Consider the following 11,450-nt stretch of genomic DNA (forward strand, 5'->3'; position numbering starts at 1 on the left):
GTTAAAGAACGTTGCGATTAAAGCGTTAAACTTTATCTCGCTAGGGCTGCGCATCTTACGCTTTCCTATTTTTTTGTCAACACTTAATTTTGTTAAACTTGAAAGTTTTTAAAACTAAGTTTTACTCGACTCACTAAGTGGTTTGCTTGCCTCGCTAAGCGTTGCCTGCTCTGCCGTCTCAGTGGGGTCGCATTATAGGGAGATCCGAAAACAGATCAACCCTTTTTTGAAGAAAACTTGAAATAAATGACTGCTCGCTGAGTATTTGAGCTAAACGCTCAAAAACCCTACTAAAAGTAGCCTTAAGCCCACTAAATTAACGAGTAAAAATTATATATCTCTGTTTGATTGGCCGATTTGCTTTATCATTATCCAAATTACATTGTACATCTACAGCCTGGGGTATGTTTTACAAACCTTATACACTCGACTTATAGGGTTACCGCTTAATTAAGCTTTTTGAGAGTGCAGGCTTTATAACTACATTGGTTTAACAGAATGAAGGTAATAGGTAATAGGTAATAGGTAATTATTTGGAGGGATGTCAAATTTTAGGCATTAAAAAGCCGAGCATTAAGCTCGGCTTTTTGGTGTCTCTTTAAAGACTTACTCTGCAGACTGCGCGTCTTCTTGAACTTCTTCGTTAGTCGCTGGGCGACCTACTAGTTCAATATAAGCCATTGGTGCATTATCACCAGCACGGAAGCCACACTTAAGAATACGAGTGTAACCACCTGGACGGTCTGTATTACGAGGACCGATTTCGCTGAACAATTTACCAACTACTTCATTATCACGCGTGCGAGCAAACGCTAAACGGCGATTTGCTACACTGTCAGTCTTAGCCAGTGTGATTAAAGGTTCAATTACACGGCGTAACTCTTTCGCTTTAGGCAAAGTAGTTTTGATGATTTCATGTTTCACCAAAGAACCTGCCATATTGCTGAACATCGCTTTACGATGGCTACTGTTACGGTTTAATTGACGACCACTCTTACGATGGCGCATGACCCTATCCTTCTAACTAAACTAATATAGTGATTTAGATTATTCAGCTAGGCTTGCAGGCGGCCAATTTTCTAGGCGCATGCCTAGAGAAAGACCACGTGAAGCTAGCACGTCTTTTATTTCAGTTAGAGACTTCTTGCCTAGGTTAGGCGTTTTAAGAAGCTCAACTTCAGTGCGCTGAACTAAATCACCGATATATTGAATTTGCTCGGCTTTCAAACAGTTTGCTGAACGTACTGTTAGTTCAAGATCATCAACTGGACGAAGTAGAATAGGATCGAATTCTGGCTTCTCTTCTTTCTCTTCTGGCTCAGTTACATCACGTAAATCTACGAATGCATCTAATTGCTCAGCTAAGATAGTAGACGCACGGCGGATCGCTTCTTCAGGATCTAAGGTGCCGTTTGTTTCCATATCAATGATTAACTTGTCTAAGTCTGTACGTTGCTCAACACGGGCTGATTCAACCGAGTACGCAATACGTTCAACTGGGCTGAATGATGCATCAAGCAGCAATCGACCAATTGGACGCTCATCGTCATCAGAGGATAAACGACTAGATGCCGGCACATAACCACGACCACGCTCAACACGAATACGCATGCTGATCTCGCTGCTATCTGTCGTTAAATGACAAATAACGTGATCTGGATTAGCAATTGTTACATCGCCATCGTGCTGAATATCAGCCGCAGTCACAGGGCCTACACCAGATTTAGTCAGGGTCAGAAAAACTTCATCTTTGCCTTCTAACGTTACTGCTAGACCTTTTAGGTTTAGTAGTATTTCAATGATGTCTTCTTGTACGCCTTCTTTCGCGCTGTACTCATGCAATACACCGTCGATTTCAACTTCAGTTACTGCACATCCAGGCATAGATGATAACAGTATACGGCGTAAGGCATTACCCAGAGTATGGCCAAAGCCACGCTCTAGTGGTTCTAAAACTACTTTAGAACGCGTTGGGTTGATAGCGTCGATATCGACTAACCTTGGTTTTAGAAATTCTGTAACAGAACCCTGCATTTTATCCTCTCTTAACTCTTAACTTTACTTAGAGTAAAGTTCGACGATTAGTTGTTCATTAATGTCCGCAGACAGATCTGAACGCTCAGGTAGGCGCTTAAAGCTACCTTCCAATTTCTTACCGTCAACTTCAACCCAAGTCGGCTTTTCACGTTGCTCAGCCAACTCTAGAGCAGCGATGATACGTGCTTGTGTTTTAGACTTCTCACGGATTACTACAGTATCTTCTGGAGCAATTACGTATGAAGGAATGTTCACAACACGACCATTAACTAAAATCGCTTTGTGGCTTACTAACTGACGTGCTTCAGCGCGTGTGCTAGCAAAACCCATGCGATATACAACATTGTCTAAACGTTGCTCTAAAAGCTGTAACAAGTTTTCACCTGTATTACCTTTAAGGCGAGCAGCTTCTTTGTAGTAATTACGGAATTGCTTTTCTAATACACCGTAGATACGACGTACTTTTTGCTTTTCACGTAATTGTAAACCGTAATCAGATAAGCGACCTTTACGAGCGCCGTGCTGACCAGGTGCAGTCTCAAGTTTACACTTAGAGTCGATAGCTCTTACGCCGCTCTTAAGGAACAGGTCAGTACCTTCACGACGACTCAGCTTGAGCTTAGGGCCCAAATATCTTGCCATGTTATTTCTCCTAACCTATTGTTAAACGCGACGTTTCTTCGGTGGACGACAACCATTGTGTGGTATTGGCGTCACGTCAGTAATGTTGGTGATACGGTAACCAGCAGCATTCAAAGCACGTACAGCAGATTCACGACCTGGACCTGGACCTTTAATGAAAACTTCTAGATTTTTTAAACCGTATTCTTGAGCAGCAGTACCTGCACGCTCTGCAGCAACCTGAGCAGCAAATGGTGTAGATTTACGTGAACCACGGAAACCTGAACCACCGGCAGTAGCCCATGATAGTGCATTACCTTGACGGTCGGTAATTGTTACAATAGTGTTGTTGAAAGACGCATGAACATGAGCCATACCATCAGCAACTTGCTTTTTAACCTTTTTACGACGAATTGGTGTCTTAGCCATAATACTATCCCCTTATCGCTTAATAGGCTTACGAGGACCCTTACGGGTACGCGCGTTAGTCTTTGTTCTTTGACCACGTAGTGGTAAAGAGCGACGGTGACGTAGGCCACGGAAACAACCAAGGTCCATAAGGCGCTTGATATTTAGAGTAACTTCACGACGAAGGTCACCTTCTACAGTGTACTTGCCAACTGCATCACGCAGTACGTCAAGAGTTTCGTCTGAAAGTTCACCGATTTTTGTGGTCTCGGCGATACCAGTCGCTTCTAAGATAGCCTTAGAGCGAGTCTTACCTATGCCATAAATAGCTGTTAAACCAATAACTGCATGTTTATGATCAGGGACGTTAATGCCAGCGATACGGGCCACTAACACATCTCCTATATTTGAATTTGGTAATCAAAAGTTTGAAAAGCCCGTAAGGATACTCAAACGAAGACCAAATCACAACTAAAAACACAGGCCGAGAAATCTCAGCCTGCACGACTGTTTACTTAGCCTTGCCTTTGCTTATGCTTAGGCTCACTGCAAATTACGCGTACTACACCAGCACGTTTAATAACTTTACAGTTACGGCATATTTTCTTAACGGAAGCACGTACTTTCATTGCTCAACTCCGTAAACTGACCTTATCGGCCGTAGCCTTTAAGGTTCGCTTTTTTCAGCACAGAATCATACTGATGTGACATCAGGTGAGTCTGTACTTGTGCCATAAAGTCCATGATTACTACAACGATAATCAAAATTGATGTACCGCCGAAATAGAATGGCGTTTGCCATGCCATAGTCATGAATTCGGGCACCAGACAGATAAAGGTTATATACAAAGCACCTGCCAATGTCAGGCGTGTCATCACTTTATCAATGTATTTAGATGTCTGCTCACCTGGACGAATACCTGGGATAAATGCGCCAGATTTCTTCAGGTTGTCTGCTGTCTCACGCGGGTTAAAAACCAACGCTGTGTAGAAAAAGCAGAAGAAGATGATAGCTGCTGCTAGCACCATCGCATACAAAGGCTGACCTGGAGTCAACGTTGTTGCAATAGCTTGTAGCACATCAGCGACCGGACCTTCACCCTGGCCGAACCAGCTTGCAATTGTACCAGGGAACAGAATTATACTGCTAGCGAAGATTGGTGGAATAACACCCGCCATATTTACTTTTAGTGGTAAATGCGTGCTTTGAGCAGCAAATACTTGACGACCTTGTTGGCGTTTAGCGTAGTTAACAACGATACGACGTTGTCCACGTTCGAAAAACACTACAAGATAAGTAACAGCGAATACTATAACCGCAACCATCAACAGTACAAAAACATTCAAATCACCTTGGCGCGCCATTTCGGCTGTCGAACCAATAGCAGACGGCAGGTTAGCTACAATACCAACAAATATTAGAACTGAGATACCGTTACCGATACCGCGTTCTGTTATTTGTTCGCCCAACCACATTAGGAACATAGTACCAGTTACTAAACTCACCACTGCGGTGAAATAGAAACCGAGACCCGGGTTAACAACTAACCCTTCCATCATGCCCGGTAAGCTAGTTGCAATACCGATTGATTGGATAGTAGCAAGCACAAGCGTGCCGTAGCGTGTGTACTGGCTAATTTTTTTACGCCCTTGCTCACCTTCTTTCTTAAGCTCTATAAACGGAGGATACATATGCGTTAATAGTTGCGTAATAATCGAAGCCGAGATATACGGCATAATACCCAGTGCTAACACTGAAGCTCGCTCAAGCGCACCACCGCTAAACATGTTGAACATCTCAACAATGGTGCCCTTTTGTTGCTCGAAGAAATCGGCAAGTACAGCGGCGTCAATCCCAGGGATTGGCACAAATGAACCTAGACGGTAAATAATGATAGCACCTAAAACGAATAGTAATCGACGCTTCAATTCCGAAAGTCCACTTTGTGCACTTTGTGTATCTTGACCTGGTTTAGCCATTAGTACTTCCTTAGTCTTCTACCTTGCCTCCGGCAGCTTCAATAGCTTCGCGAGCACCTTTAGAAGCCTTAAGGCCTTTAACGGTAACAGCGCGTGAAACTTCGCCAGATTTAACAACTTTAACGAACAGAACGTTCTTTTTAACTAGACCAGCTGCTTGTAACGCGTTTAGGTCTACCACATCGCCTTCAACTTTAGCGATTTCAAAAAGGTTTACTTCTGCAGATACTAACGATTTGCGTGAAGTGAAACCAAATTTAGGTAGACGACGTTGCATAGGCATTTGACCGCCTTCAAAACCAACGCGTACTTTACCGCCAGAACGTGATTTTTGACCTTTGTGACCACGGCCACCAGTCTTACCAAGACCAGAACCGATACCACGACCAACACGTTTTGGAGCAGTTTTAGAACCTGCAGCAGGTGAAAGTGTATTCAAATGCATGAAATTAACCCTCTACCTTAACCATGTAAGAAACTCGGTTGATCATACCACGTACACATGCTGTGTCTTCTAACTCAACAGTGTGGTTGATACGACGTAAACCAAGACCGCGTAATGTAGCTTTATGCTTCGGTAAACGACCGATAGAGCTCTTTACTTGTGTTACTTTTACAGTTTTATTTGCCATGGTTACCCCAGAATTTCGTCTACGCGCAGACCACGTTTAGCAGCGATTGACTCAGGAGAGTTCATGTTCTCTAGAGCTTGAATCGTTGCACGTACTACGTTGATCGGGTTGGTAGAACCGTAACATTTAGAAAGTACGTTCTGCACACCAGTAACTTCTAGTACTGCACGCATAGCACCACCTGCGATGATACCAGTACCTTCAGATGCTGGTTTCATGAACACTTGTGAGCCAGCATGACGTCCTTTAACAGGATGCTGTAATGTGTTGCCATTTAGGTCTACATTGATCATGTTGCGACGTGCTTTTTCCATTGCTTTTTGAATAGCAGCTGGAACTTCACGAGCTTTACCATAACCAAAACCTACTTTACCTGCGCCATCACCAACTACAGTTAGTGCAGTGAAGCTAAAGATACGACCACCTTTAACTACTTTAGACACACGGTTTACCGCGATTAGCTTTTCAGCTAAATCAGGCTGTTGTTGCTTTGCTTCTACGTTAGCCATTGTCTACTCCTAGAATTGCAAACCGGCTTCACGCGCAGCATCAGCTAGCGCCTTCACACGGCCGTGATATTTAAAGCCACTGCGATCAAAAGCAATCTTTTCGATGCCTTTGTCAGCCGCACGTTCTGCAACCGCTTTACCAACTGCTTGTGCAGCTGAAACGTTGCCTGTGCCTTTAACTGTTTCGCTAATAGCTTTCTCAACAGTAGAAGCAGCAGCCAGTACAGTACCCTCAGCATTAACTACTTGAGCGTAAATGTGACGTGGCGTGCGGTGGATAACAAGACGCGTTGTGCCTTGTTCAATATAATTTCTACGAGTGCGTTTAGCACGACGTAGACGAGCTGTTTTTTTATCCATCGTCTTACCTTACTTCTTCTTAGCCTCTTTACGGCGTACATTCTCATCTGAATAACGAACACCTTTACCTTTATAAGGCTCAGGTTTACGGTATGCACGAATGTTAGCAGCTGTTTGACCAACTAACTGCTTATCTACGCCCTTAACTAGAACTTCTGTTTGGCTTGGAGTTTCAATCGTAATTCCCTCAGGAACTTCGAAATTAACTGGGTGCGAGAAACCAAGTGTTAAGTCTAAAACTTTACCCTTAGCTGCAGCACGGTAACCAACACCTACTAACTGAAGTTTCTTCTCGTAACCTTCATGCGTACCAACAACCATGTTGTTGATTAGAGCGCGAGCAGTACCTGCTTGAGCCCATGCATTAGCTACGCCTTCACGAGGTAAAGTTGTAATAACGTTGTCGTTAACTTGTACTTCAACAGCGTTGTTGATAGTACGAGTAAGTTCACCGTTTTTGCCTTTAACTGTGATGTCCTGGCCTTTTAATGTAACTTCTACACCGGCAGGAACATTGATTGGTGCCTTTGCTATGCGAGACATAGTTCCCCTCCGATTAAGCTACAAAGCCAATGATTTCACCACCAACACCAGCACTACGTGCTGCGCGGTCTGTCATTAGGCCTTTAGAAGTTGATACGATAGCGATACCAAGACCACCCATTACCTTCGGTAATTCGTCACGTTTCTTATAGATACGTAGACCAGGGCGGCTAACACGCTGGATATTTTCAATTACAGCTTTGCCTTCGAAGTATTTCAACTCGATAGAAAGCTCAGGTTTCGCTTCGCTGTTTACAGCGAAATCTGCGATGTAACCTTCGTCTTTTAATACTTTAGCTACTGCTACTTTCAGCTTTGAAGTTGGCATCGTTACAGATACTTTCTTCGCTGATTGACCGTTACGGATACGTGTAAACAAATCCGCGATAGGATCTTGCAAGCTCATAGTCTTACTCCCGTGATACTATTACCAGCTAGCCTTTTTAAGGCCAGGAATTTCACCGCGCATAGCTGCTTCGCGAACTTTAATACGGCTCATGCCGAATTTGCGAAGGAAACCATGTGGGCGGCCCGTAATGTTACAACGATTACGTTGACGTGCAGGGCTAGAATCACGTGGTAAAGCTTGAAGCTTAAGTACCGCGTCCCAACGATCATCTTCAGATGCGTTAACATCGCTGATGATAGCTTTTAGTGCTGCACGCTTTTCAGCGTACTGAGCAACTAGTTTAGTGCGCTTTGCTTCGCGCGCTTTCATAGAATTCTTTGCCATAACCCTACCCTTATTTCTTGAATGGGAAGTTAAACGCTTCTAACAACGCACGGCCTTCCTCATCAGATTTCGCAGAAGTTGTGATTGTGATATCCATACCGCGTACACGGTCTACTTTATCGTAATCAATTTCTGGGAAGATGATTTGTTCACGTACGCCCATGCTGTAGTTACCACGTCCATCAAAAGACTTAGCACTCACACCACGGAAGTCACGGATACGTGGGATAGCGATTGATACCAAACGCTCAAAAAAGTCCCACATACGCTCGCCGCGTAAGGTTACTTTACAGCCTATTGGGTAGCCTTCACGCACTTTGAAGCCAGCAACAGATTTGCGTGCTTTAGTGATTAAAGGTTTCTGACCAGCGATAGCTTCTAGATCCGCAACAGCGTTATCTAAAATCTTCTTGTCAGCTAGGGCTTCGCCCACGCCCATATTTAATGTGATCTTTTCGATCTGAGGGACTTGCATGACAGAGCTGAAACCAAACTTCTCTTGAAGCTCAGCAACTACTTTGTCTTTATATACTTCATGCAGTTTCGCCATCATTCTACTCCAACTATTAGATAGTTTTACCAGTAGATTTAAAGATACGTAATTTCTTACCATCTTCAATCTTGAAACCTACACGATCTGCTTTACTCGTTTCCGAGTTGTAGATCGCAACGTTTGATACGTCGATAGACGCTTCTTTCTCAACAATGCCGCCAGCTTGGTTCAATTGTGGAACCGGCTTTTGGTGTTTCTTGATTAAGTTAATGCCTTCGACAAATACTCGACCAGACTCGGTAACAACTGAAAGCACTTTGCCGCGCTTACCTTTGTCTTTACCTGCTAGTACGATTACTTCGTCATCACGACGGATTTTTGCTGCCATGATAGACTCCTTACAGTACTTCTGGGGCTAGTGAAACAATTTTCATGAACTTATCATTACGAAGTTCACGAGTCACAGGGCCGAAGATACGAGTACCAATTGGCTGCAAGTTATCATTTAAGATAACAGCCGCATTGCTATCGAAACGGATCAGAGAACCGTCCGGACGACGAACGCCTTTTTTGGTACGCACAACTACCGCGTTTTTAACATCACCTTTCTTCACTTTACCGCGAGGAATAGCTTCTTTCACAGAAACTTTAATGATATCGCCAACTGCCGCATAGCGACGGTGTGAACCACCAAGGACTTTTATACACTGCACTTTGCGAGCGCCGCTGTTATCAGCAACTTCCAGCTGAGTTTGCATTTGGATCATGTTAATGACCTCCGGTGTAGTAATTACAACTTGCCTTAAATTTGTTTAAAATCAAGGCACTTCGATTAAATCCCACTCAAAAAACAACAGAGTTGTCTCTTAAGGGCGGGCAATTGTACCAGCATTGGCTAGTGAGTGGTAGGTTATTTTTTAATTAATTTAAGGGAAGGACAGATTAAAACTGAGTAAAAACCGCTATGTAGCTATTTTACAAGTGGTTATAAAACAATCAAGGCGCAAATAGCGCCTTAATTATTTATTTGTGGGGTTTAATAGTATTAGCCAAATAAGCCTTTTAGTTTATCTTTGACTTTGTCCTTGGCTTTTTCTTTTGCTTTCTCTTTGGCGTCATCGAGTTTTTGTTTTGCTTCATCTTTAAGCGCGTTGCTTACATCTAGCTTAAAGCCAACGTCATGAAATGGGCCTTCTATACGCAGTGGGATTTTAAAGCCTGTACTATCATCTGTAGTGCCTTGCCCTTCAATCGAATCAACAATGCCGGTCACTAAGCGATAATCAACATTGGTTTTAGGCAAATCTACATCGCCCTCACCTGTAATACGAATAAGTGGGCTCATCAGCGATAGGTCGTTATTACGGCCCACGCCATTAGTAAAGTTAAAGCTACCGGAGAGCGCAGAAAAATCTGTTTGCTCTGATTCTTCAAAGCCTGTATCTAACCCTTCACTCACAGCTCCAAGGTTACCAGTAATAAGCTCTTTGCCTTTGCGAACCATCTCAGCCACGTTTGCGCCTTTAACAGCACCATCGGCAAATTCAAAGCCAACCTTGCCATTTAATGCACTAATAAAGGTTTTTTGACTTTGCCCAGTTGTGGTTAAATTCCAATTTAATGACCCTTTACCCATAAGCTTATCAAAGCCAGCCGCATCAGTGAGTAACGGTTGTGCGTCTATGTCGGCTAAATCAAAATTTGTGCTTATTTTATACGGCGTTTGCTGCGCATTTATGTTGATAACCCCTTTACCAGTGCCCTCATATGCTTTAAAGCTATCTAAGCTTAATTTAGCAACGCTGTTGTTTAAATCGACTGTAAATTGATTAGCACCTAGCTCAATATCGTTAGCTTTTAAACCGCTTGAGCGAATAACTACATTAGCATTAAGTGCATTTAATGCGCTTAAATCAATTTTAGTATCGTCCCAAACAATCGGCTGCGCGGCTTTAGGTTCTTCGCTTTGCGGCGCTTGCTGCTTAGCGACTACCTCCGGTAAGTAGGGATTCAAATCAAGCATACCTAGGTCTATATCAGCATTAACCGCTAGTTTATTTCCTAAGTTTACTTCACTTTTTCCTTTAATCTCTAATTCATCTAGGGTAGCAATCAGCTCTTCTAAGTTAAACGTATCATCTATAAGATGCATTTTACCGTTTACACTAAACGCATTAAATGCATTTTCTTTAGCGTTTAAGTCTACCCCTTGCCAAGTTGCTAGCTCTTTAACAGAGTCGCCACTTAGCGCTAACTCGCCTTTTATATCTTTACCTTGGCGAGCAATACTGCCGTTAAAAGTAAGATCGACCAAGCGAGAGTCTACGCTTTGAGTAACCTCAAACGTCGCCCCTTCAATTGCTTTTGCCGGCGTATCAAGTTTTACATCAAGCTCAAAGCGCTCTTGCATATATGTAATGCCGCCTTTGATCTCTAGTGTCTTACGTAGTGAAGGAAGTAAAATAGCCAATTCCAAGTCACTAATTTGCTGTTTAGCGCCTGTTTGCCCATCTAGGTAAGTAAACGTACCACCGTAAATAGCCACTTCACCTAACTCTATATCAAAGTTCTCTGGTAGTTTAACAGCCTTACCTGATTGAGTTTGCTCTTGCGGCTGCTCTGCTACAGCATCAAACAACTGCCAGTTAGCTTTACCGTTTTTATCAGTTTCTAATAAAATATTGGGCTCGTTAATAACAAACTTATCAAGTTTGAATTCGCCGCCAAATAACGATAACCATGGTATATGTACAGCTAATTGCTCCATACTTGCCATGTCGTCGCGCGAGCCTGTCTGCATGTTTGCAAAGTGCACATCGTTAAGTTCTAACTTTAATGCAGGAAATACACTAAGCGTTTTATCACCTTTAATAGTAAGTGTGCGCCCTGTTGTTTTTTCAACCTGCTCAGATACTTTATTAAAAATAGTATCGGTTGGGATTAAAAACGGAGCGGCAATAATTAACGCAATACAAAGTAAGAGTATTACACCAACAATTTTGAGTAAGGTCTTCATGATCATCCTTTCAAACGTGCAAATAATGTTCTTATCATAGCGAGTGTTAGCTTTAAAATCATTGTCGTTGTGACAAAAAACCACTTTATTGTAATTTATTTAATTTGAAATGAATTTA

18 protein-coding genes are annotated in these 11,450 nt (G+C 42.8%); all 18 read right to left on the reverse strand.

Annotated features, from left to right (window positions below; translation table 11 throughout):
• Positions 1-606: 606 nt before the first annotated feature.
• The gene (rplQ, locus tag PSH54_RS15315) at positions 607-1,008 is read right to left on the reverse strand and encodes a 50S ribosomal protein L17 (RefSeq protein WP_004589197.1); all 402 of its coding nucleotides are present in this window, start codon (positions 1,006-1,008) and stop codon (positions 607-609) included.
• Between the two features lie 39 nt (positions 1,009-1,047).
• Positions 1,048-2,034, reverse strand: a complete 987-nt coding sequence (locus tag PSH54_RS15320) for a DNA-directed RNA polymerase subunit alpha (RefSeq protein ID WP_004589198.1) — start codon at positions 2,032-2,034, stop codon at positions 1,048-1,050.
• Between the two features lie 24 nt (positions 2,035-2,058).
• Entirely contained in the window at positions 2,059-2,679 is a 621-nt protein-coding gene (gene rpsD / locus PSH54_RS15325) for a 30S ribosomal protein S4 (RefSeq protein ID WP_004589199.1), read from the reverse strand.
• Between the two features lie 21 nt (positions 2,680-2,700).
• Entirely contained in the window at positions 2,701-3,087 is a 387-nt protein-coding gene (gene rpsK, locus PSH54_RS15330) for a 30S ribosomal protein S11 (RefSeq protein WP_002959471.1), read from the reverse strand.
• Positions 3,088-3,099: 12 nt separating this feature from the next.
• A complete protein-coding gene (rpsM, locus tag PSH54_RS15335; protein WP_004589200.1) occupies positions 3,100-3,456 on the reverse strand; it encodes a 30S ribosomal protein S13 in 357 nt (118 codons plus the stop codon).
• Between the two features lie 125 nt (positions 3,457-3,581).
• Positions 3,582-3,695: a 50S ribosomal protein L36 gene (rpmJ, locus tag PSH54_RS15340; RefSeq protein WP_002959476.1), complete on the reverse strand. Its 114-nt coding sequence runs from the start codon at positions 3,693-3,695 to the stop codon at positions 3,582-3,584.
• Positions 3,696-3,717: 22 nt separating this feature from the next.
• Entirely contained in the window at positions 3,718-5,046 is a 1,329-nt protein-coding gene (secY, locus tag PSH54_RS15345) for a preprotein translocase subunit SecY (protein WP_004589201.1), read from the reverse strand.
• A 10-nt stretch (positions 5,047-5,056) separates the two neighbouring features.
• Complete coding sequence (gene rplO, locus PSH54_RS15350; protein WP_004589202.1) at positions 5,057-5,491, reverse strand: 50S ribosomal protein L15; 435 nt, start codon at positions 5,489-5,491, stop codon at positions 5,057-5,059.
• A gap of 4 nt (positions 5,492-5,495) precedes the next feature.
• A complete protein-coding gene (rpmD, locus tag PSH54_RS15355; RefSeq protein WP_004589203.1) occupies positions 5,496-5,678 on the reverse strand; it encodes a 50S ribosomal protein L30 in 183 nt (60 codons plus the stop codon).
• A gap of 2 nt (positions 5,679-5,680) precedes the next feature.
• Positions 5,681-6,187 carry a 30S ribosomal protein S5 gene (gene rpsE / locus PSH54_RS15360; protein WP_004589204.1) on the reverse strand — a complete coding sequence of 169 codons (507 nt, stop codon included), beginning with the start codon at positions 6,185-6,187 and terminating at the stop codon, positions 5,681-5,683.
• A gap of 9 nt (positions 6,188-6,196) precedes the next feature.
• A complete protein-coding gene (gene rplR, locus PSH54_RS15365; protein ID WP_004589205.1) occupies positions 6,197-6,547 on the reverse strand; it encodes a 50S ribosomal protein L18 in 351 nt (116 codons plus the stop codon).
• A 9-nt stretch (positions 6,548-6,556) separates the two neighbouring features.
• Positions 6,557-7,090 (reverse strand): 50S ribosomal protein L6, encoded by a 534-nt coding sequence (gene rplF, locus PSH54_RS15370; RefSeq protein ID WP_004589206.1) that lies wholly within the window; start codon positions 7,088-7,090, stop codon positions 6,557-6,559.
• Positions 7,091-7,103: 13 nt separating this feature from the next.
• On the reverse strand, positions 7,104-7,496 hold the full coding sequence (rpsH, locus tag PSH54_RS15375; RefSeq protein ID WP_004589207.1) for a 30S ribosomal protein S8: 393 nt from the start codon (positions 7,494-7,496) through the stop codon (positions 7,104-7,106).
• A gap of 21 nt (positions 7,497-7,517) precedes the next feature.
• A complete protein-coding gene (gene rpsN, locus PSH54_RS15380) occupies positions 7,518-7,823 on the reverse strand; it encodes a 30S ribosomal protein S14 (protein ID WP_004589208.1) in 306 nt (101 codons plus the stop codon).
• 10 nt (positions 7,824-7,833) lie between these two features.
• Positions 7,834-8,373: a 50S ribosomal protein L5 gene (gene rplE / locus PSH54_RS15385; protein ID WP_004589209.1), complete on the reverse strand. Its 540-nt coding sequence runs from the start codon at positions 8,371-8,373 to the stop codon at positions 7,834-7,836.
• A gap of 16 nt (positions 8,374-8,389) precedes the next feature.
• Complete coding sequence (gene rplX / locus PSH54_RS15390; RefSeq protein WP_004589210.1) at positions 8,390-8,704, reverse strand: 50S ribosomal protein L24; 315 nt, start codon at positions 8,702-8,704, stop codon at positions 8,390-8,392.
• A 10-nt stretch (positions 8,705-8,714) separates the two neighbouring features.
• A complete protein-coding gene (rplN, locus tag PSH54_RS15395; protein WP_004589211.1) occupies positions 8,715-9,083 on the reverse strand; it encodes a 50S ribosomal protein L14 in 369 nt (122 codons plus the stop codon).
• A gap of 278 nt (positions 9,084-9,361) precedes the next feature.
• On the reverse strand, positions 9,362-11,332 hold the full coding sequence (locus tag PSH54_RS15400; RefSeq protein ID WP_273606530.1) for an AsmA family protein: 1,971 nt from the start codon (positions 11,330-11,332) through the stop codon (positions 9,362-9,364).
• Between the last annotated feature and the right edge of the window lie 118 nt (positions 11,333-11,450).

The organism is Pseudoalteromonas sp. Angola-30 (assembly GCF_028599215.1).
In the GTDB taxonomy this organism is placed as follows: Bacteria; Pseudomonadota; Gammaproteobacteria; order Enterobacterales; family Alteromonadaceae; genus Pseudoalteromonas; species Pseudoalteromonas atlantica.